The following is a 21,799-nucleotide window of genomic DNA, read 5'->3' on the forward strand; positions in this document are numbered from 1 at the left end:
GGCGGGCATATAAGAGCCCGGTCCTTTCAAACCGGGCTCGCTCGATTTTCTGTTGGACGCAATCAGTAGCCGTCAATCTCGGCGCCGATGATGGCGATTGCCTGCTGATAGACGCTGGCCGCGTTCCATCCCTGGATTGCAGCGTAATTGACTTCGCCGGGCTGATAGCCGCCGCCCGGTTGCCAACCGTGACCGCGCAGGAAGTTTGCCGTCGAGGCGAGTGCATCCGCCTTGGAGCGGACCATGTCGATATGGCCGTCGCCATCGCCGTCGACGCCAAATCTCAAGACGTTGACTGGCAGGAACTGGGTCTGTCCAATCTCGCCATGGGCCGCGCCCCGCGCAGCCGGGCTCAGATCGCCGCGCTCGACGAGCTGGAGCGCCGCGTAGAGCTGGTTCGTGAAATAGTCCGAACGCCGGCAGTCATAGGCGAGCGTCGAGACGGCCGAGAGCGTGTGCTCCTTGCCCATGAACGTGCCGAAGCCGGTCTCCATGCCCCAGATCGCGATCAGCGGACCGGCCGGCACGCCGAAGCGCTGCTCGATGCTGTCGAAGAGCCTGACGTTCTGCGCGCGCATCTTTTTGCCACGAGAGATGATCGTCTGGCCGCCGCGCTTCTGCATGAACTGGTCGAGCGAGAGCTTGAAGCTCTTCTGGCCGCGGTCGGCGCGGATCGTCGCCCTGTTATAGGCAACACCGGAGAGCGCTTGGTCGATGACCGCGGGGCTGATGCCATTGCCGGCGGCCTGTTGTTTGAACTCGGCTACCCAGGCTTGAAAGCCGCTGGCGTCATTGCCGCATTGAGCCGCTGCCGCGGTCGCGGGAAGGATCGCCGCTGAAACCAGGGCCGCAAGCCCCGCCACTACGCACTTTGCCCTGTGCATGAAATACCCCGTATTTGCCCGAACAATCACTTGTCTTCAAAAAACGCCGGCTTCTGCCGGCCTACTGGTCCCGTTCGGGACGTCATGTTTCACGTGAATCCGCCCAACATCGGCGGAAGAACCAATGGTAAGCCCCGCGGGGTCCTTTGGCGGACCGGGCGGGGCTTCAATTCAATCCCGAGCGGGGCCGATCAAGCGGCCTGCTTGCGTGGCTTGACGAGGCCGCGGTTGACGAGCAACTCGGCGATCTGGATGGCGTTGAGCGCGGCGCCCTTGCGCAGGTTGTCGGAGACGACCCACATGTTGAGGCCGTTCTCGACCGTCGCGTCCTCGCGGATGCGCGAAATATAGGTCGCATCTTCGCCAGCGCATTCGTAAGGCGTCACGTAGCCGCCGTTTTCATGCTTGTCGACCACCAGGCAACCCGGCGCCTCGCGCAGGATCTCGCGTGCCTCGTCAGCGGTAATTTCGTTCTCAAATTCGATATTGACCGATTCCGAATGACCGATGAAGACGGGAACGCGCACGGCCGTGCAGGTCACCTTGATCTTCGGATCGAGCATCTTCTTGGTTTCCGCCAGAACCTTCCACTCTTCCTTGGTGTAGCCGTCTTCCATGAACACGTCGATGTGCGGGATGACGTTGAAGGCGATGCGCTTGGTGAACTTCTTGCTCTCGATCGGATCGGCAACAAAGACGGCGCGGGTCTGGTTGAAGAGCTCGTCCATGCCATCCTTGCCAGCGCCGGAAACCGACTGATAGGTGGAAACGACGACGCGCTTGATCTTGGCGCGGTCATGCAGCGGCTTCAGCGCGACGACGAGTTGGGCCGTCGAGCAATTCGGGTTGGCGATGATGTTCTTCTTGGAAAACAGCGTGATTGCATCCGGGTTGACTTCCGGGACGATCAGCGGAACGTCGGCGTCGTAACGCCAGGCCGAGGAATTGTCGATGACGACGCAGCCCTGCTGGCCGATCTTCGGCGAATACTTCTGCGAAACCGCGCCGCCGGCCGACATCAGGCAGATATCGGTGTCAGAGAAATCATAAGTTTCGAGGTTGGAAACCTTCAGCGTCTTGTCGCCATAGGAAACTTCGGTACCGATGGACCGCGACGAGGCGAGCGCCACGACTTCATCGGCGGGAAAACCGCGTTCCGAAAGGATGTTCAGCATCTCCCGGCCGACATTGCCGGTGGCGCCTGCGACTGCAATCTTGAAACCCATGATCTAAGCTCTCTTTCTGTCTCTCCTCGTCTGGTGGAGGGGGAAACCGCGCGGGAGGCCCGCTAGGTTTCCTGTCCCCGGCCGTACCGGGGAGAGAGCGGAGGGCCAGAGACGTCAGACGGTTTTCGTCGTCGTTTTGGCCGTTGTTTTGCTAGCGAGCGAGAAATGGCGAGCCTGCGCGGCGGCAAGTGCCGGCAAGATCGACGCTGCGATGGACGGACCGTTCGGTCGCATGGCGGTTTCCTCGTTCGCCGCTGCTCATACGCGGTTTTCGGCAAGAGTCAAGCCGCAGCCGGTGCCTGCCGCGATCGCTTCCCGGCAGTCATCGCCGAAAGAGCGAAAGCCGCGCCACACTTTCGCGTGATCCCGTTCCGGCGGCGCGCCCGATCGCCGCATTAGACGAAAGTCATAAGCCCAAAGCATCCCTGCCTCGGTCGCCGCTTTTCTGACATCCTCTCATCAGGCGCACCACGACCGGGCGTTCAGGGAGGAATATTCGGTCGGGGAATGGGCGCTCCAATATGCCGATTTTGGAGTGGAGGATCATCAAAATGGCGAATGTCGCAACAATGGACGGCGCAAAAGCCCGTCCTATGACCGGCGAGGAGAAGAAGGTCATCTTCGCTTCATCGCTTGGTACCGTCTTCGAATGGTACGACTTCTATCTTTATGGCTCGCTTGCCGTTTATATCGGTGCGACCTTCTTCAGCTCGTACCCCGAAACGACGCGAAACATCTTCGCCCTGCTTGCTTTTGCTGCCGGTTTTCTGGTGCGCCCCTTCGGCGCGCTCGTTTTCGGACGTCTCGGTGACCTCGTCGGTCGCAAATATACGTTCCTCGTTACAATTCTGATCATGGGTCTTTCGACATTCCTCGTCGGTATCCTGCCGGGCGCCGCGTCGATCGGTATTGCCGCTCCGATTCTGCTGCTTGTGCTGCGTATGCTTCAGGGCCTGGCTCTCGGCGGCGAATACGGCGGTGCTGCGACCTACGTGGCCGAACACGCGCCGCATGGGCGCCGCGGCTATTTCACCTCGTGGATTCAGACCACCGCAACGCTTGGCCTGTTCCTGTCGCTGGTGGTCATCCTGCTCGTCCAGTTCCTCGTCGGCAAGGAAGCGTTTGCCGCCTGGGGCTGGCGCATTCCGTTCCTGGTCTCCGTTGCGCTTCTTGGTGTTTCTGTCTGGATCCGCCTGAAGATGAACGAATCGCCTGCCTTCAAGAAGATGAAGGAGGAGGGCAAGGGCTCGAAAGCGCCGCTGTCTGAAGCCTTCGGCCAGTGGAAGAATGCCAAGATCGCGCTTCTGGCACTTTTCGGTGCCGTGGTCGGCCAGGCTGTCGTCTGGTATTCGGGCCAGTTCTACGCTCTGTTCTTCCTGACGGGCGTCCTCAAGGTCGACGGTCAGTCGGCGAACCTGATGGTTGCCGCCTCGCTGCTCCTCGGCACCGGCTTCTTCGTTTTCTTCGGTTGGCTTTCCGACAAGATCGGTCGCAAGCCAATCATCATGGCCGGCCTGCTGCTTGCAATGCTGACCTATTTCCCGCTGTTCAAGGCACTGACCTGGGCCGGTAACCCTGCCCTTGCCGAAGCGCAGGAAAGCGTCCGCGCGACGGTCACCGCCGCACCGGGCGACTGCAAGTTCCAGTTCAACCCGACCGGAACGGCGAAGTTCACCACCTCGTGCGACATCGCGACCGCCTTCCTGACCAAGAACTCCGTTCCCTATGACGTTGTGACCACGGCCGCGGCGGGAACGCCGGCGACCGTCAAGATCGGCGAAACGACGATCAACAGCTACGATGCGGTTGCTGCCGGCGACAAGGCGAAGTCCGAGGATGCAGCCTTCAGCAAGCAGGTGAACATGGCGCTTCAGGCTTCCGGCTACCCGCTGGTGCGTGCAGCGGCGAAGGTTCCGGAATCCAAGCTCGACGCCTTCGTCGCGGCCAATCCGGAACTGGCGCTTGACGCGGCTGCTGTCCGCGCCGGCGAGAAGACCATGGTACCGGCCGACAAGCTGATTGCCGACAAGCTGCTGACCAAGGAAGAGGTCGGCGGCACCACGGAAATGGCGGTCTATTCGATCGACAAGGGTGGTGTTTTCTCGATGGTGGCCGACCCAGCCCGCGTCAACTGGACGACGATCATCGCCGTGCTGACCGTGCTCGTCATCTACGTGACGATGGTCTACGGCCCGATCGCCGCGCTTCTGGTTGAACTCTTCCCGACCCGCATCCGCTACACCGGCATGTCGCTGCCTTACCACATCGGCAACGGCTGGTTCGGCGGTCTGCTCCCGGCAACGGCCTTTGCGATGAGCGCGGCCCAGGGCGACATCTATTATGGCCTCTGGTATCCGATCGTCTTCGCCGGCATCACGCTGGTCATCGGCCTCTTGTTCCTGCCGGAGACCAAGGACCGCGATATCCACGCCATGGACTGACGAGCCAATACCACGACGCGGGATGTGGAACCTTTCCTCATCCCGCCGACGAACTCTCCCGACTCCGGCGCGGCCCTCCGCGCCGGCTTTTTATTTATCCCCTTGCTGTGAACTCGCGTTTTTCGGCGCCGGCCAGCCACCCGCGTCCAGCCGGAAGAGCCAGCCTTGCCGGGCGAAAACGAAGGCGACCATAACCGCGACCCAGAGGCCGAGCAGGAGGCCGGCGGCGACATCGCTCGGATAGTGCGCGCCGACGATCACGCGCGAAATGCCGATCACCAGCGCCATTACGAGGAACAACGGCCGCAGCTGCGGCACCAGCATCGCGAAAGCGCCGAAGAACGCGCCAGCGGCGGTCGAATGGCCGGAGGGGAAGCTTTCGAACAACCACTCGCCGGTGAAGGGTGAGAGGCTGTAGGCGCCGTAATCGGCGAAGAGTTCGGGGCGTGCGCGGCCGATCAGAAATTTGAGCCCATGCACGACCGTGCTCGCGGTTCCGACCGTCAGCAGGAAATAGGCGGACAGATTGCGCGCGGTTCGGGCCTTGTGCCGAACCGCATCTTGGCTCGAGGCGCGTCGGGCAATGAAGGCGATGAGCAGCAGGAAGGCCGAGGCGTAGATCATCCAGGCGGCGCTACCGATATCGGTGATCGTCCGGTTGAAGTCGACGATCTCGTCTGGCAGGCCCTGCGCCCATTGCGACAGTTGCGGATCGAGAGGCGCAAGTGCCAGCACGAGGATTAACGTGGTCAGCAAGATCCAGCCGGTGGAAGCAAGCGCCTGGTTCATATTTGCTCCGTCCTTTTCTTCCGCATGTGAAGGCGAGCGGGAGGAAATCAAGATGCCGCAATGAAAAACACCCCCGAAGAGCTCTTCGGGGGTGTTTGCTACGGAAACCGTCAGCTGCGATGGACGTTCGCCCCTGCCCGCCGGATCAGGCCGAAAGCGCCTTGAACTCGGCGAGGATCGCGTCGCCCATCTCGCCAGTGCCGACCTGGCGCGCGCCCTCGCCCATGATGTCGCCGGTGCGGATGCCTTTGTCGAGCACGTTGGCGATCGCCCTTTCCAGGTTATCGGCTTCCTTCACGAGGTTGAAGGAATAGCGCAGGCACATGGCGAAGGAGGCAATCATGGCGATCGGGTTGGCAATACCATTGCCGGCAATGTCCGGTGCCGAGCCGTGCACGGGCTCGTAGAGCGCCTTGCGCTTACCGGTCTTCGGATCAGGCGCGCCGAGCGAGGCGGAGGGCAGCATACCGAGCGAGCCCGTCAGCATGGCGGCGACGTCGGACAACATGTCACCGAAGAGGTTGTCGGTGACGATCACGTCGAACTGCTTCGGCTGGCGCACCAGCTGCATGCCGCCGGCATCTGCCAGCATGTGCTCCAGCTGCACGTCGGCATATTTCGCCTTGTGCGTTTCGGTGACGACCTGGTTCCAGAGCACGCCGGATTTCATCACGTTGCGCTTTTCCATCGAGCAGACGCGGTTATTGCGCGTGCGGGCGAGCTCGAAGGCGACGCCGGCGATGCGCTCGATCTCGTAGGTGTCGTAGACCTGCGTGTCGATGCCGCGCTTCTGGCCGTTGCCGAGGTCGATGATCTCCTTCGGCTCGCCGAAATAGACGCCGCCGGTCAGTTCGCGCACGATCAGAATATCGAGGCCTTCGACCAGCTCCGGTTTCAAAGACGAGGCGTTGGCAAGCGCCGGATAGCAGATGGCGGGCCTCAGATTGGCGAAGAGCTCCAGATCCTTGCGCAGGCGCAGGAGGCCGGCTTCCGGGCGCACCTCGTAGGGTACCGTATCCCACTTCGGTCCGCCGACCGCGCCGAAGAGCACGGCATCGGCGGCGAGCGCCTTCGCCATGTCCCCTTCCGAAATCGCTGCGCCATGGGCGTCATAGGCCGAGCCGCCCACAAGGCCCTCATCCGTCACGAAACCGGCATTAAGCTCGGCATTCATGTAGGCGATGATTTTGCGGACTTCCGCCATGGCTTCCGGGCCGATGCCGTCGCCGGGCAGAAGGAAGAGATTGCGCACAGTCATGGAAAGTCCTTCTCGAGGGGAAAACTCGCGCGCGTTCTTAGCGCAACTTCGTATCGAGGGAAATCTTTGTGACGAAAGAATTGTGCGCGCCGGCTCACCCACCCCTTCCCGTTTCCGCTTGACGGAATCACGCGCGGACGCTCGAATGGCCGGATTGCAACCGGGGATTCGAGATGTCCGAGACGCTTCTTGTCGGTGCCTTTCTCGCAGCGCTTTCCTATACGCTGATCCCCGGCCCCGCCTTTCTGGCGCTGCTGGGCATCGGTGCCGGCCAGGGCCGGAAGGCCGGCGCGCTGTTCATGGGCGGGCATCTCGCCGGCGACATTGTCTGGTCGACACTGGCGCTTGTTGCGATCGTCGGTGCGCGATCGATCGGCACGGCGATCTTCGATGTTCTCGGCCTTTTCTGCGGCGGCTACCTCGCCTGGATCGGTTGGACTGCCCTTCGGGCCCGGCCGAAGGGCGAGAACCGCGCCCTGCTGACGGTGGAGCGACCGCTGCGCCGCGGCCTGATTTTCGGGCTCACCAATCCCAAAGGCTATCCGGTGGCACTGGCAACGTTCACGGCGCTGCTTGCCGGTTCCGCCAATGCGCTCGAGTTCAACGCGTTGCCGATGCTGCTCGCCGTGTCGCTGGTCGGGTTCCTCGTCGCCGACCTGATTTTGATCGCGATCATTGGCGCGTCCGTCGTTCGCCGCTTCTATCGCCGTCACGAGCTGGCCATTGTCCGGCTCTCCGGCCTCCTGTTCATCGGCTTCGCCGCGCAGGCGGTATGGCATGCGGCGCCCGGTCTTTTCGGCGTGCGCAAGCCTTGACGTCGGTCAGATTGCCAACCACTTCAAACGTCTCCGCCGGCACGCCGACGCTCTCCTGCGTCCGCCGGTCCTGCATGCGAAAGGAATCCCGATGACTGCAAGCGCCTCGCTCAACCCTGCCCTGGTGAACTGGACCGGACACGAAGGCCTGCCGCGCTTCGATGCGGTGAAGGACGAAGATTTCGCACCCGCCTTCGACGCTGCGCTCGCAGCCCACGAAGCCGAAATCGATGCGATCGCCCAAAATCCGGAACCGCCGACTTTCGAAAATACGGTCGTCGCCCTCGAAATCGCTGGAGACGAGCTTTCGCGTGTCTCGGCGCTTTTCTGGAACAAGGCCGGCGCCCATACCAACGACGTGATCCAGGCGCTCGAGCGCGAGATCGCGCCGAAGATGTCGCGGCACTATTCGAAGATCGGCATGAATCCGGCCCTGTTCAGCCGCATTGACACATTGTGGGAGAAGCGCGAAGAGCTCGGCCTCGATCTTGAGGCGACGCGCGTCCTCGAACGACACTGGAAGGGCTTCGTCAAGTCCGGCGCCAAGCTCGACAAGCCTGAGCAGGAGCGGCTTGCCGCCATCAACGAGAATCTTGCCGGCCTCGGCGCCAAGTTCGGCCAGAACGTGCTTGCCGACGAGAAGAACTGGGCGCTGTTGCTGACGAGCGACGAGGAACTCGCCGGTCTTCCGGAATTCCTCAAGGATGCCATGGCGGCCGCCGCCCGCGACCGAGGCGAAGAGGGCAAATACGCGGTTACCCTGTCTCGCTCGATCATCGAGCCGTTCCTGACCTTCTCCGACAATCGCGAGCTTCGCGAGCAGGCATTCAGGGCCTGGACGGCCCGCGGTGAAAACGGCGGTGAGACCGACAATCTCGGCATTATCGCCGAGACGCTGGCGCTCCGGGCCGAGAAGGCAAAGCTGCTTGGATACGAGAATTTCGCGTCCTTGAAGCTCGACGACACCATGGCAAAGACCCCTGATGCTGTGAACGGCCTCTTGATGCAGGTCTGGGAGAAGGCAGTGGCTCGCGCCCGCGAGGAGGCGGCGGATCTTGCCAAAGTGATCGCCGCTGAAGGCCGCAATCACGAGGTCATGCCCTGGGATTGGCGCCACTATGCGGAAAAACTGCGCGCCGAAAGGTTCAGCTTCTCGGAAAGCGAGCTGAAGCCCTATCTCCAGCTTGAGAAGATCATCGATGCCTGCTTCGATGTCGCCCGTCGCCTCTTCGGCGTGACGGCCACGGAGAAGAAAGGCGTTCCCGCCTATCATCCCGATGTCCGCGTCTTCGAGATCCGCGACGCGTCCGGCAAGCTGGTCGCGCTGTTCCTCGGCGACTACTTCGCCCGTTCCTCCAAGCGTTCCGGCGCCTGGATGAGTTCCTTCCAGTCGCAGCACAGGCTCAAACTGAAGAATGGCGACATCGGCGAAATTCCGATCGTCTACAATGTCTGCAACTTCGCAAAGCCCGCCGACGGCAAGCCGGCCCTGCTCTCGATCGACGATGCGCGCACGCTGTTCCACGAATTCGGCCATGCCCTCCACGGCATGCTCTCCAACGTCACCTATCCTTCCGTAGCGGGCACCGGCGTTTCGCGTGATTTCGTCGAGCTGCCTTCGCAGCTTTTTGAACATTGGCTGACCGTGCCGGACATTCTCAAGACCTACGCGGTGCATTATCAGAGCGGCGAGCCCATGCCTCAGGCCTTGCTCGACAAGGTGCTGGCGGCGAGAACCTTCAATTCCGGCTTCGCCACCGTCGAATTCACCTCCTCGGCGCTGGTCGACATGGCCTATCACACCGCGGAAACCATCGCCGAGCCGATGGCCCTGGAAGCGGCGACGCTGGAAAAGATCGGCATGCCGAAATCGATCGTCATGCGCCACCGCAGCCCGCATTTCCTGCATGTCTTTTCGGGCGACGGTTATTCCGCCGGCTACTATTCCTACATGTGGTCGGAGGTGCTCGACGCCGACGCCTTCGCCGCCTTCGAGGAAACCGGCAATCCGTTCGATCTTGAGACCGCGCGGAAGCTCAAGGACAACATCTATTCGGTCGGCGGTGCCGTCGATCCGGAGGACGCCTACAAAGCCTTCCGTGGCAAGCTGCCGAATCCGGATGCGATGCTGAAGAAGAAGGGACTGGCGGCTGTAGCGCCGCCCTCGCCTGCCACTTAGATCAGGATGATTTTAGGTCGATCATAAACGTGGACGATTCTAATAAGTTAGAGCGGGATGCGGGCGGAAACCGCTTACACTTTTCCTCGTCCCGCCCTAGTCCGCCTGTTCGACGCCGAGGACGGCGAGAAAATTCTGCATCCGTGCAGCCGCCAGTTCCGGCTTGTCGAGCACATTGGCCCGGTCGGCGAGGCGGAAGACGTCGGCATAGTGGAGAAGTCCGCGGGCGGACTGCAGGCCTGCCGGCAGGGTGAAATGGCGCTGGTGGCCGTTCAGCCAGGCGAGGAAGACGACGCCGGCCTTGTAGTATTGCGTCGGCGCCTCAAAGATCTTGCGCGACAAGGGCACGGTCGGCTCGATCACACCGCGGAAGGTGGTGACATCGCCCTCTGTCAAGGCGGCAAGCGCCTTCGAAGCCGAGGGCGCCACGGCGTCGAAAATACCGAGCAGCGCATGGCTGTACTTCTGGCCGTCCCCTTCGATCAGTTCCGCGTAGTTGAAATCGTCGCCGGTGAAGCAGAGCACGCCCTCCGGAAGGCCGTTGCGCAGCGCGACTTCCTTGGCGTTGTCGAGCAACGATATCTTGATGCCTTCGACCTTGGCGCTGTTGTCGGAGATGATCGACAGCACCGTTTCAAGCGCTTCCTCGAAATTCTCCGATCCCCAATATCCCCTTAGCTGCGGGTCGAACATGTCGCCGAGCCAGTGCAGCACGACCTTGTCCTTGGCCTGGCGCAGGATATGGCCGTAGACACGACGGTAGTCGTCGGCCGATCGTGCAACGCGGGCCAGAGCACGGCTTGCCATCATGATCGCGCGGCCGCCCTCAGCCTCGACGAAGCCGATCTGCTCCTCATAGGCGGCGATGACGTCCTCGATCAAGCGCGCCGCGTCGGGAGAAAGATGGTCGGTGCCGGCGCCGCAGGCGAGATCGGCGCCCGCAACGCTTTTGGCCTCGGCAAGCGAACGGCGGATCAACTCCTGCGCGTCCGGCCAGGCAAGACCCATGCCGCGCTGGGCAGTGTCCATCGCTTCGGCGATGCGGAAGCCGAGGCTCCAGAGGTGATGGCGAAAGGCCATCGTCGCTTCCCAGTCGATTGCCGGCCTTCCCCAAGGATCGCTGTCGCGCTGCGGATCGGAAACGACATGCGCGGCCGCGTAGGCGATGCGGTTGAAGGTCGGCACCGTGCCTGGCCGGGCGATCGGCGTTCCCTGGAGCCGGTAGTGTTCGAGCGAGCCGTCTTGGCGCGGCAGGAGCAGGCTGGTCATGAGCGGGTATCCTCCTCAGGTTTGCGCCATGGGATAATTTAGAACGTTCCAAATATCAAGGTCGAAAATCATCCGTCGTATCTGATTATGATTGGTTTGGATCTCGCCAAGGATCCGTCGCCATTCGCGCGGAAGGGTTGTCGCGCAGCTTAAACCACGGAAGTGATGACAATATTGCCGTCTGTTGTCGCGTTGTCTGGTTCTCGAGAGCCGGATGCGGGTCGCTGAAAAAGTGAACGAAAGCCTCTTGACGAAATTGGAACGTTCCAATTATTAAGAACGAAAGAGATGAAATGGCGGTCGGGAGGATATTAATGGCAAAGGAGCGGGTGACGGTTATCGACATTGCGCGCGCCGCCGGCGTGTCGAAGTCGACCGTGTCGCTCGTCCTGCAGGGCAGCTCTCTCGTCAACGAGGCGACGCGGGCCAAGGTGAACGCGGTGATCCGCGACCTCGGCTATGTCTACAATCGCAGTGCCGCCAACCTGCGTCAGGCGAAGTCGAAGATCATCGGGATCGTCGTCAATGACCTGACCAACAGCTTCTTCGCGGAGCTCGCCGTCGGCGTCGACGCGGTCGTGCAGTCCGCGGGCTTCGTCCAATTCCTTGCCAACACGGGGGAGAAGCGCGAGCGGCAGCGCGAGGTCATCGCGTCGATGCGCGAGCATGGCGTGTCAGGGCTCATCATCTCGCCGGCGCGCGGAACGGACGCCGCCGATCTCGCGCCGCTTGTCGAGAGCGGCATTCCCGTGGTGCTCGTCGTGCGCGACATTGCCGGGGCGGGCGTTTCATCGTTGATCTCGGATAATCGCGCCGGGGCGCTGGCGGCGGTCCGCCACCTGGTCGCGCGCGGCCATCGCCGCATCGCCTTTCTCGGCGGCTTTGCCGACACCGCGGTCTTCGAGGCGCGCATGCGCGGCTACCGCGACGCGCTCCGCGAGGCGGGCCTTCACGCGGAAGATAAACTCGTCATCGGCTCCGCGCCGTCGCGCGCCGGCGGCGTGACCGCGATCGAACAAGCGATGATGCTGGAGGATCGGCCGACCGCGGCGCTCTGCTTCAACGACGCCGTCGCCTTCGGGGTTTGCGACGGCCTCAGGGCGCGGCGGCTGGAGCCGGGCGCGGATTTTGCCGTGATCGGCTTCGACGACGTCATCGAGGCGAAGACGGCGGTGCCGGCGCTCACCACCGTCTCCGTCGATCCGCAGGGCATGGGCGAGCGTGCGGCGGAATTGCTCTTGAAGCAGATCAAGGCTGGTCGTGCGGAACCGGAGGCAATTGTCAGTCCGGTGCGGCTCGTCATTCGCCAGAGCTGTGGCGCCGCCGTCGAGCGCAAAGTGAAGGAGGTTTCGTCATGATTCGCTGGGGATTGATCGGTGCGAGCACGATCGCGCACGAATGGGTGATTGGCGCCATCCGCGCCGCTGGAGGAGAGGCCATCTCGGTGATGAGCTCCAGCGAGGAGCGCGGCCAGGCCTATGCGGCGGAAAACGGCATCGCCAAGGCCGTCACCAGCGTCGCTGACCTCGTCGGCGATCCGGATGTCGATGCCGTCTACATCTCCACCACCAACGAACTGCATCACGACCAGGCGCTTGCGGCGATCCGCGCCGGCAAACACGTGCTCTGCGAGAAGCCGCTGGCGATGAACCTCAACGATGCCTGTGAAATGGTGCTGACGGCGTGCGAGGCTGGTGTCGTGCTCGGCACGAACCACCACTTGCGCAATGCCGCGACCCATCGGGCCATGCGCGACGCAATAGCCGCAGGCAAGATCGGCCGACCGATCGCGGCGCGTGTCTTTCATGCCGTCTATCTGCCGCCCCATCTCCAGGGCTGGCGACTTGACAGGCCGGAAGCGGGCGGCGGCGTCATCCTCGACATCACGGTGCACGACGCCGATACGTTGCGCTTCATCTTGAACGACGACCCGATCGAGGCAGTGGCGATCAGCCATAGCGCGGGCATGGGCAAGGAGGGGCTTGAGGACGGCGTGATGGGGGTCTTACGCTTCCGTTCGGGTGTCATTGCCCAGTTCCACGATGCTTTCACGACGAAATATGCCGAGACCGGGCTCGAAGTGCACGGCACCGAAGGCTCGCTGATCGGCCGCAACGTGATGACGCAGCGGCCCGTTGGCACGGTCGTGCTGCGCAACGAAGAGGGCGAGAGCGAACTGCCGCTCGACCACAGCAATCTCTACGAAACGACGCTTTCCGCTTTTCATGCGGCAATCGAAGGCAAGGGCGCCCCCTCCGCCACCGGCGAAGACGGCGTTTGGTCGCTGGCGACCGGCCTCGCGGTGCTCAAGGCGGCGGCGACTGGCACGGCCGCCGCAATCGAAACGGGACTTTGAATTCCATGAACAAGCATATTTCACCGGCGGAAGCGGCAGCCCTGATACCGGACGGCGCGGTCGTCTCGGTCTCCTCCTCAAGCGGACTCGGCTGCCCGGACCTGACGCTGAAGGCGATCGGCGAGCGTTTCGACGCGACCGGCCACCCGCGTGACCTGACGACGCTGCATCCGATCGCAGCCGGCGACATGAGTGGGATCAAGGGCGTCGACTACATCGCCAAGAAGGGCCTGCTGAAAAGGATCATCGGTGGCTCCTATCCCTCCGGCCCGTCGAGTGCCGAGCCGCCGCTGATCTGGCAGCTGATCGGGGCCAACGAAGTGGCGGCCTACAACATTCCTTCCGGCATTCTCTTCGACATGCATCGCGAAGCGGCGGCGAAACGCCCGGGTGTCATGACCAAGGTAGGGCTCGATACCTTCGTCGACCCGTCGCGCGAAGGCTGCGCCATGAACGCGTCCGCTGCGGCGGAGCCGGTGGTGAAGAAGATTAGCTTCGAGGGCGAGGACTGGCTTTATTTCAAGGCGATCGCGCCTCAGGTGGCGATCATCCGGGCGACGACGGCGGACGAGCGCGGAAACCTCACCTACGAACATGAGGGCGCCTATCTCGGCGGGCTCGATCAGGCGCTCGCCGCCCGCAACAACGGCGGTATCGTCATTGCCCAGGTCAAACGCATCACCAAGGAAGGCTCGCTGAAGCCCCATGACGTGCGCGTGCCGGGCGTGCTGGTCGACTATGTGGTCGTCGATCCGGACCAGAAGCAGACGACGCAAACACTTTACGATCCCGCCATTTCTGGCGAGATCTTCCGCCCGCTCGACAGCTTTCGCGTTCCCGAATTCAGCATCCAGAAGGTAATCGCCCGCCGCGTCGCGCAGGAACTCGAAACGGGGAGTGCGGTCAATCTCGGCTTCGGTATCTCCGCCAACGTACCGCGCATCCTGCTGGAGGAAGGCCTGCACGGCGCGGTCACCTGGGTGATCGAGCAGGGGGCGGTTGGCGGCGTGCCGCTCCTCGACTTCGCCTTTGGCTGCGCGTCGAATGCCGACGCCTTCATGCCGTCTCCTTACCAGTTCACCTATTTCCAGGGCGCGGGCTTCGATGCCTCGCTGCTCTCGTTCCTGGAAATCGACCGCACCGGATCGGTCAACGTGTCGAAGCTCAGCTTCCGCCCGCACGTGACGGCCGGCGCCGGTGGCTTCGTCGACATCACCGCGCGGGCGAAGAAGATCGTCTTCTCGGGCATGTTCAACGCCGGCGCGAAACTCTCGGTTGCCGACGGCAGGCTTGTCATCGAAAGGGAAGGCAAGCTGAAGAAACTCGTCAATGCGGTCGAGCACGTCACCTTCTCCGGCCGCCGCGCGGTCGAGCAGGGGCAGGACATCACCTATGTGACCGAGCGCTCAGTGATGAAGCTGACGCCCGACGGCATCGTGCTCACCGAAATCGCCCCCGGCGCGGACCTGCAGGAACATATCCTCGACCAGTCGGAATTTCCGCTGATCGTCTCCGACCAGCTGAAGCAGATGGATAGCGCGCTGTTCAACGAGGCGCCGCTCGGTCTGACGCTGCCGGCGAAGGCCGCGCGGAAAATTGCGGGAGGCGCGCATGGCTGACGAACGCATTCGGATCGAGGTCGAAGGCGCGGTCGCGATCATGACCGTGTCGAGGCCCGAAAAACTCAACGCCTTCGACATCGATATGCTGAAGGCGCTCGCTGCCGCCTGCGATGCGGTCGAGGCGAACCGCAATGTGCGCGTCGTGATCCTGACCGGTGAGGGCAAGGCCTTTTCCGCCGGCGGCGACATCAGGGCCTGGGGCGGCATGGATGCCGCTGCTTTCGGCCACGAATGGGTGCGCTTCGGCCACCGTGTCTTCGAGCGGCTTGCCACCTTGCGCATGCCGGTGATCGCGGCGCTCAACGGCCACGCGCTTGGCGGCGGGCTGGAACTGGCGGCGGCCGCGGATATCCGCATCGCCGAAAAACAGGCGAAGATCGGCCTCCCCGAAACAAGCCTCGGCATGGTGCCTGGCTGGTCTGGCACGCAGCGCCTGATCTCCCGCTTCGGTGCGCAGATCGTGCGGCGCATGGTGCTCGGCGGCGAGATGTTCTCCGCAGAGGAGGCGAGGGCAGAAGGGCTGGTCGATGCCGTGGTCGAGACCGGCACGGTCATGGTCGCGGCCCGGGACTACGCCGCCCGCATCGCGACACGCGGGCCGGCGGCGCTCGAAATATCGAAACTGATGATCGCTTCGGCGAACGGGGAGGACAATGGCGCGGCGGTCGAGGCGCTCGGCTCGATCCTTGTGGCCAAGACCGGCGATCTCAAGGAGGGCGTCGCAGCCTTCAGCGAAAAGCGCGAAGCGCGCTTCAAGGGAGAATGGTGATGACGGTTCTGGTGAGACCCAAGGCACTCGGCGACTACAAGATCCGCGAATTCCGAATGCTGATCGACGGCAAGTGGGTCGATGGCGCCGAAGGCCGCACGATCGAGCGGGTGGCGCCAGGTCACGGCGTGACCGTCAGCCGCTACCAGGCGGCGACGAAGATCGATGCCGAACGTGCGATCGCGGCGGCCAGGCGCGCCTTCGACGACGGTCCCTGGCCGCGCATGACCGCGTCGGAGCGGTCGCTGACCCTGCTCCGCGCCGCCGACATGATCGCCGCGCGCGCCGATGAGCTCGCGTTTCTCGATGCGATCGAATCGGGCAAGCCCATCAGCCAGGCCAAGGCCGAATTGGCAGGTGCCGCCGATATCTGGCGCTATGCCGCAGCACTCGCCCGCGATCTTTCCGGCGAAAGCTACAATACGCTCGGGGACGGCACGCTCGGCGTTGTGCTGCGCGAAGCGATCGGCGTCGTGTCGATCATCACGCCGTGGAATTTCCCTTTCCTGATCGTCAGCCAGAAGCTGCCGTTTGCGCTTGCTGCCGGCTGCACGACGGTGGTGAAGCCGTCGGAGCTCACTTCGGGTTCGACGCTCGTACTTGGCGAGATCCTCGAAGCCGCTGGTGTTCCGGCCGGCGTCGTCAATATCATCGTCGGCACGGGGCCGGAGGCCGGTGCGCCGCTGACGAGCCATCCGGCCGTCGACATGGTTTCCTTCACGGGCTCGACCGGCGTCGGCCGGCTCACTATGGCGAATGCCGCACAGACCTTGAAGAAGGTTTCGCTCGAACTCGGCGGCAAGAACCCGCAAATCGTCTTTCCCGACGCCAATCTCGATGAGTTCATCGATGCCGCCGTCTTCGGCGCCTATTTCAATGCCGGCGAATGCTGCAATGCCGGCTCGCGGCTGATCCTCCACCGCGATATCGCCGACGAGGTGACGGCGCGCATCGCTAGCCTCTCGGCCAAGGTGAAGGTCGGCGATCCGCTTGATCCCGAAACGCAGGTGGGGGCGATCATCACGCCGCAGCATCTCGAAAAGATTGCCGGCTATGTTTCTTCCGCCTCCAGCGATGGCGCGACTGTCGCCCATGGCGGTGCGGCGCTCGATCTCGGCATGGGTCAGTTCATGGCGCCGACCATCCTCTCAGCCGTGAGACCGGACATGGCGGTCGCCCGCGAAGAAGTGTTCGGCCCGGTGCTCTCCGTCCTCACCTTCGAGACGACGGAAGAAGCGATCCGCATTGCCAACTCCATCGACTACGGGCTCTCGGCCGGAGTCTGGAGCCGCGATTTCGACACGTGTCTCACCATCGGTCGCCGCGTGCGTGCCGGCACGATCTGGATGAACACCTTCATGGACGGCGCATCGGAGCTGCCCTTCGGCGGTTACCGGCAATCCGGCCTTGGCCGCGAGCTCGGACGTCATGCGGTCGAGGACTACACAGAGACCAAGACGCTCAACATGCATATCGGCCAGCGCACCAACTGGTGGATGCCGCGCTGAGGCCGGATGGGAGGAGAACGGAACATGTGGACGCGGACGGCAAGTGCGGACTGGATCGGGAGGCGATTTCCGCACTCCCGTGCCCGCCGGCCTGTCGCGCCGGCCTCAGTCTGCAACGCTCACCGCTTGCGTCTCGAAGGGAAGATCGGGGCTCAGCAACAACTGCAGTTCGTTGACGTCCGTGCTGCCGGCAATGCGGCGCAGGAGAATGCGGCCCATATGCTCGCCGGTCGCGGTCAGGTCCTCGTAGATCGTGTCGACCCGCGGCTGGATCGCGCCCAGCAATTGCGACGTCTGCTTGGCGACGATGTCGTATTCGTCGCCAAGTGTCAGGCCGCAGTCGGTCATGCCGGTAATCGTCGCGAGCGCGCAAACCTCGCCGCCGCAGGTGAAGCCGTCCGGCGGGTCCTTCTCGGCGTAGCGGCGGCGGATACGGTCGCGGATCGCGCCCGCCGGGCTGTCGAGATCGATGTCGGAAAGGATTTCATAGGCACAGCCGGCCTCGCGCACCGCGGTCATGAAGCCGTGCTGGATATGGCTGGCGAAGGTGTAGCCCGCGGGTCCGCTGATCAGTGCCAGCCTGCGCCGTCCCTTGGCGATCAGCCGACGCGTCGCTTCGTAGGCGAAGGTGAAATTGTCATAGTCGACGAAGGGATGCGCCGTCGCGAGCTCGGTGCGGCCATGCGTGACGAAAGGGAAGCCGGTTTCGGAGAGCAGCCTGACCCGGGGATCGAGCGCTTCGGTGCGCGAGAAGATCAAGCCGTCCGCCATGCTGTTGCGGATGATGTAGTTGATCGCATCGATGTTCGCCGCGTTCAGGAAATTCGGCATGACGATCAGGTGGTACGAGGTGCCTTGGAGCGCCTTGGCGATGCCGGCCATGACGGAGGTTCCGTAACCCAGGATTTCCTCGTGCGGTTCGAGCAGGACCGCGATGACGTTGGTGCGGCCGGTTTTCAGGCGCTGGGCGGCGCGATCCGGCGAGTAACCGATATCGAGTGCCACCTGGCGAACGCGGTTGCGCGTCTCGATCGAGATTTGCGGCGCGTTGGCGAGCGCCCGCGACACCGTCGTGACGGCAAGGCCAGTGATATCGGCAATGGTGCGCAGGGTCGGCTTGCCGCGACTGTTTGCCGGGCCGGTGCCAGACCTGACGGTTTTGGAGCGAGAGGCCAAGGGTTCCTTCCTGCGAACGATCAGGAGCGGTTTTGTAACGTGACGCGAACCAATACGCAATCGTATGATGAAAACGTTTTAAATGGTCAAAAGAGGACGGATTCGTTGCGTTGCACCACGTCGGCGATGCCGTATAATTCAGCAAATTCAGGCGGTTTAGCTGACAAGACTGCGGAAAGGTCTCCTATGCTTGACTTGATGGTATTTGTAACGTTTTAAATTGGCCGGGCGGCGCATGCCGCAGGCCCATTGCCGTCCAGCGAAGAGGGCGGCATTCAAAAATGGCGGGAGGAGATTCCGCTTCGGTAACTTGCAAACGGGAGGATAACGATGCGCAAGTTGATGACGACGACGGCTGTTGCAGCATTGATGTTGGCGGCGACGGCCGTGCGCGCAGCAGAGAACGTGGAAGTGTTGCACTGGTGGACGTCCGGTGGCGAAGCTGCGGCACTCGACGTTCTGAAAAAGGACCTGGAAGCCAAGGGTATCGGCTGGACCGACATGCCGGTCGCCGGCGGCGGCGGCACGGAAGCCATGACCGTACTTCGCGCCCGCGTCACCTCCGGTAACGCTCCGACGGCGGTGCAGATGCTCGGCTTCGACATTCTCGACTGGGCCAAGGAAGGCGCACTCGGCAACCTCGACGACATTGCCGCCAAGGAAGGCTGGGACAAGGTCGTTCCGTCCGCGCTGCAGCAATTCTCGAAATATGACGGCCACTGGATCGCCGCCCCGGTCAACGTCCATTCGACGAACTGGGTCTGGATCAACAAGGCCGCCCTCGACAAGGCCGGCGGCAAGGAGCCGGCAAACTGGGATGAGTTGATCGCGCTGCTCGACAAGTTCAAGGAGCAGGGCATCACGCCGGTCGCTCATGGTGGCCAGCCCTGGCAGGATGCGACGATCTTCGATGCCGTCGTTCTCTCGCTCGGTAACGACTTCTACAAGCAGGCCTTCATCGACCTCGACCCGGCAGCGCTCGGCGGCGACAAGATGAAGGAAGCCTTCGACCGCATGACGAAGCTGCGCTCCTATGTCGACGACAACTTCTCCGGCCGCGACTGGAACCTTGCTTCGGCAATGGTCATCGAAAACAAAGCCGGCCTGCAGTTCATGGGTGACTGGGCGAAGGGCGAATTCCTGAAAGCCAAGAAGGTACCGGGCACCGATTTCGTCTGCATCCGCTTCCCGGGAACGCAGGGCTCCGTCACCTTCAACTCCGACCAGTTCGCGATGTTCAAGGTCTCGGATGACAAGGTTCCGGCCCAGCTGCAGATGGCTTCCGCCATTGAAAGCCCGACCTTCCAGTCGGCCTTCAACGTCGTCAAGGGATCCGTTCCGGCTCGTACCGATGTTCCGGACACCGACTTCGACGCTTGCGGCAAGAAGGGGATCAAGGACCTCGCCGAGGCCAACACCAACGGCACGCTCATGGGTTCCATGGCCCACGGCCATGCCAACCCGGCCTCTGTCAAGAACGCGATCTACGACGTCGTGACCCGCCAGTTCAACGGCGAGCTCAGCTCGGAAGACGCGGTGAAGGAACTTGCCGCTGCGGTCGAGGCCGCGAAGTAAGCGGAGGGACGAGGGAGCAAAAAGCCCCTCACCCTGACCCTCTCCCTGCAGGCGGGGAGAGGGGACGGAGGCGCTGCGGTATATCCCTTCTCCCCGCAGGTGGGAGAAGGTGCCGGCAGGCGGATGAGGGGCTCGCCCCTCCTTACGAACGATACGGTGGTAACAAACATGGATAGCCGCACCCGGCTGCAGGAGCTTTTGCCCAAGCTCGTGCTCGCCCCCAGCTTTCTCATCGTCCTGGTGTTCGTCTATGGCTTCATAGCCTATACCGGCTTCCTCTCGATGACGGACAGCAAGATGTTGCCGTCCTACAATTTCGTCGGCCTGTTGAATTACAGCCGGCTCTGGGCCCTGCCGCACTGGTGGCGAGCGGTCAGCAATCTGGCGATCTTCGCGTCGCTCTATATCGTCATCTGCTCGGTACTCGGCCTCGCACTCGCCATTCTGCTCGATCAGAAGATCCGGGCGGAAGGGTTCCTCCGGCCGATCTATCTCTATCCGATGGCGCTTTCCTTCATCGTGACGGGTACGGCGTGGAAGTGGTTCCTCGATCCGGGCATCGGTCTCGAGAACACCATGCATCTCTGGGGTTGGGAGAGCTTTTCCTTCAACTGGATCAAGGACCGCAACTACGCGATCTACTGCGTCGTCATCGCCGCAGTCTGGCAGTCGACCGGCTTCATCATGGCGATGTTCCTCGCAGGCCTGCGCGGCGTCGACAACGAGATCATCAAGGCCGCGCAGATCGATGGGGCGACGACCATGACGATCTATCGGCGGATCATTATTCCGCTGATGCGGCCCGTCTTCCTTTCGGCCTTCGTCGTTCTCGCCCATCTCGCCATCAAGGCCTACGACCTGATCATCGCCTTGACCGGCGGCGGGCCGGGGCAGGCGACCGAACTGCCGGCGACCTTCATGTATTCCTACACGTTTACCCGCAACCAGATGGGCATCGGCGCATCCTCGGCGATCATCATGCTGGTCATGATCTTCTCGATCATCATTCCCTACCTCTATTCCGAAATCCGGGGAGGAAAACGCTGATGCGCGCCCCCAGTCCAGACAATGTCATCTCCCACAACCGCCTGACGCGGGCATTGATCTACACGGCGCTGATCGTCTTCGCGCTCTATTCGCTGCTGCCGCTCTACGTGATGGTGGTGAATTCGCTGAAGCCGCTCGACGAGATCCGCCAGGGCGGCATGCTGAACCTGCCGCAGACCTGGACGGTCGAGCCCTGGCTTTCGGCCTGGTCGACGGCACAGATCGGCGTTCAGCCGACAGGCCTTCGCCCGTTCTTCATCAACTCGATCCTGATGGTGGTTCCCGCCGTCGCGATCTCGACGATCGTCGGCGCGCTTAACGGCTACGTGCTGACCAAATGGCGCTTTCCGGGTGCCAATATCTTCTTCGGCATGCTGCTGCTCTCCTGCTTCATCCCGTTCCAGATCGTGCTGATCCCGATGGCGCGCATTCTCGGCGTCTTGGGCATTGCCGGGTCGATCTGGGGGCTGATCCTCGTGCATGTGGTCTATGGCATCGGCTTCACGACGCTCTATTTCCGCAATTACTACGAGGCGTTTCCGACCGAACTGGTGCGTGCGGCGCAGATCGACGGCGCGAGCTTCTTCCAGATCTTCCGGCGGATCATGCTGCCGTCTTCAGGCCCGATTATCGTCGTCTCGGTCATCTGGCAGTTCACCAATATCTGGAACGACTTCCTGTTCGGCGCCTCGTTCTCAGGCCCCTTCTCGACGCCGATGACGGTCGCGCTCAACAACCTTGTGAGCTCGTCGACCGGCGTCAAGGAATACAACGTTCACTTCGCGGGCGCGATTCTCGCCGCCCTGCCAACGCTCATCGTCTACATCGTGTCCGGCCGCTACTTCGTCCGCGGGCTGATGTCCGGTGCCGTGAAAGGATAAGCTC

General features: G+C 62.7%; 17 protein-coding genes. 11 read left to right on the forward strand and 6 right to left on the reverse strand.

Features of this window, described 5'->3' with window-relative positions; translation table 11 throughout:
- Positions 1-62: 62 nt before the first annotated feature.
- Complete coding sequence (locus tag PZN02_RS06380; protein ID WP_280660759.1) at positions 63-884, reverse strand: lytic murein transglycosylase; 822 nt, start codon at positions 882-884, stop codon at positions 63-65.
- A gap of 191 nt (positions 885-1,075) precedes the next feature.
- Positions 1,076-2,110 carry an aspartate-semialdehyde dehydrogenase gene (locus tag PZN02_RS06385; protein WP_280660760.1) on the reverse strand — a complete coding sequence of 345 codons (1,035 nt, stop codon included), beginning with the start codon at positions 2,108-2,110 and terminating at the stop codon, positions 1,076-1,078.
- A gap of 551 nt (positions 2,111-2,661) precedes the next feature.
- Here PZN02_RS06385 and PZN02_RS06390 point away from each other — a divergent pair.
- Complete coding sequence (locus tag PZN02_RS06390) at positions 2,662-4,551, forward strand: MFS transporter (RefSeq protein ID WP_280660761.1); 1,890 nt, start codon at positions 2,662-2,664, stop codon at positions 4,549-4,551.
- 90 nt (positions 4,552-4,641) lie between these two features.
- Here the strand turns inward: PZN02_RS06390 and PZN02_RS06395 are convergent, their stop codons facing one another.
- The gene (locus PZN02_RS06395) at positions 4,642-5,340 is read right to left on the reverse strand and encodes a phosphatase PAP2 family protein (RefSeq protein WP_280660762.1); all 699 of its coding nucleotides are present in this window, start codon (positions 5,338-5,340) and stop codon (positions 4,642-4,644) included.
- 145 nt (positions 5,341-5,485) lie between these two features.
- Positions 5,486-6,598 carry a 3-isopropylmalate dehydrogenase gene (gene leuB, locus PZN02_RS06400; RefSeq protein WP_280660763.1) on the reverse strand — a complete coding sequence of 371 codons (1,113 nt, stop codon included), beginning with the start codon at positions 6,596-6,598 and terminating at the stop codon, positions 5,486-5,488.
- 173 nt (positions 6,599-6,771) lie between these two features.
- On the opposite strand from leuB, the gene PZN02_RS06405 reads away from it, so the two are divergent.
- Positions 6,772-7,413: a LysE family translocator gene (locus tag PZN02_RS06405; protein ID WP_280660764.1), complete on the forward strand. Its 642-nt coding sequence runs from the start codon at positions 6,772-6,774 to the stop codon at positions 7,411-7,413.
- 91 nt (positions 7,414-7,504) lie between these two features.
- Positions 7,505-9,592 (forward strand): M3 family metallopeptidase, encoded by a 2,088-nt coding sequence (locus PZN02_RS06410; RefSeq protein WP_280660765.1) that lies wholly within the window; start codon positions 7,505-7,507, stop codon positions 9,590-9,592.
- A gap of 96 nt (positions 9,593-9,688) precedes the next feature.
- Here the strand turns inward: PZN02_RS06410 and PZN02_RS06415 are convergent, their stop codons facing one another.
- The gene (locus PZN02_RS06415; protein WP_280660766.1) at positions 9,689-10,861 is read right to left on the reverse strand and encodes a dihydrodipicolinate synthase family protein; all 1,173 of its coding nucleotides are present in this window, start codon (positions 10,859-10,861) and stop codon (positions 9,689-9,691) included.
- A 314-nt stretch (positions 10,862-11,175) separates the two neighbouring features.
- Between PZN02_RS06415 and PZN02_RS06420 the strand changes: the two genes are divergently transcribed.
- The 5 genes from PZN02_RS06420 to PZN02_RS06440 are packed head-to-tail and all read left to right on the forward strand — an operon-like array spanning position 11,176 to position 17,116.
- On the forward strand, positions 11,176-12,219 hold the full coding sequence (locus tag PZN02_RS06420) for a LacI family DNA-binding transcriptional regulator (protein WP_280660767.1): 1,044 nt from the start codon (positions 11,176-11,178) through the stop codon (positions 12,217-12,219).
- Positions 12,216-13,217 (forward strand): Gfo/Idh/MocA family protein, encoded by a 1,002-nt coding sequence (locus PZN02_RS06425; protein WP_280660768.1) that lies wholly within the window; start codon positions 12,216-12,218, stop codon positions 13,215-13,217. Before PZN02_RS06420 ends, PZN02_RS06425 begins: the two co-directional genes overlap by 4 nt.
- A 5-nt stretch (positions 13,218-13,222) precedes the next feature.
- The gene (locus PZN02_RS06430; protein ID WP_280660769.1) at positions 13,223-14,836 is read left to right on the forward strand and encodes an acyl CoA:acetate/3-ketoacid CoA transferase; all 1,614 of its coding nucleotides are present in this window, start codon (positions 13,223-13,225) and stop codon (positions 14,834-14,836) included.
- A complete protein-coding gene (locus PZN02_RS06435; protein WP_280660770.1) occupies positions 14,829-15,608 on the forward strand; it encodes an enoyl-CoA hydratase/isomerase family protein in 780 nt (259 codons plus the stop codon). The genes PZN02_RS06430 and PZN02_RS06435 overlap by 8 nt, the downstream gene beginning before the upstream one ends.
- Positions 15,608-17,116 carry an aldehyde dehydrogenase family protein gene (locus PZN02_RS06440; protein ID WP_280660771.1) on the forward strand — a complete coding sequence of 503 codons (1,509 nt, stop codon included), beginning with the start codon at positions 15,608-15,610 and terminating at the stop codon, positions 17,114-17,116. The genes PZN02_RS06435 and PZN02_RS06440 overlap by 1 nt, the downstream gene beginning before the upstream one ends.
- A gap of 105 nt (positions 17,117-17,221) precedes the next feature.
- Here the strand turns inward: PZN02_RS06440 and PZN02_RS06445 are convergent, their stop codons facing one another.
- The gene (locus PZN02_RS06445) at positions 17,222-18,292 is read right to left on the reverse strand and encodes a LacI family transcriptional regulator (protein ID WP_280660772.1); all 1,071 of its coding nucleotides are present in this window, start codon (positions 18,290-18,292) and stop codon (positions 17,222-17,224) included.
- 330 nt (positions 18,293-18,622) lie between these two features.
- Between PZN02_RS06445 and PZN02_RS06450 the strand changes: the two genes are divergently transcribed.
- The 3 genes from PZN02_RS06450 to PZN02_RS06460 all read left to right on the forward strand — a co-directional run bounded on the left by PZN02_RS06450 (position 18,623) and on the right by PZN02_RS06460 (position 21,795).
- Complete coding sequence (locus PZN02_RS06450; RefSeq protein WP_425336273.1) at positions 18,623-19,867, forward strand: ABC transporter substrate-binding protein; 1,245 nt, start codon at positions 18,623-18,625, stop codon at positions 19,865-19,867.
- 168 nt (positions 19,868-20,035) lie between these two features.
- Positions 20,036-20,914 (forward strand): carbohydrate ABC transporter permease, encoded by an 879-nt coding sequence (locus tag PZN02_RS06455; RefSeq protein WP_280660773.1) that lies wholly within the window; start codon positions 20,036-20,038, stop codon positions 20,912-20,914.
- The gene (locus tag PZN02_RS06460; protein WP_280660774.1) at positions 20,914-21,795 is read left to right on the forward strand and encodes a carbohydrate ABC transporter permease; all 882 of its coding nucleotides are present in this window, start codon (positions 20,914-20,916) and stop codon (positions 21,793-21,795) included. Before PZN02_RS06455 ends, PZN02_RS06460 begins: the two co-directional genes overlap by 1 nt.
- Positions 21,796-21,799: the final 4 nt, after the last annotated feature.

Source organism: Sinorhizobium garamanticum (assembly GCF_029892065.1).
In the GTDB taxonomy this organism is placed as follows: Bacteria; Pseudomonadota; Alphaproteobacteria; order Rhizobiales; family Rhizobiaceae; genus Sinorhizobium; species Sinorhizobium garamanticum.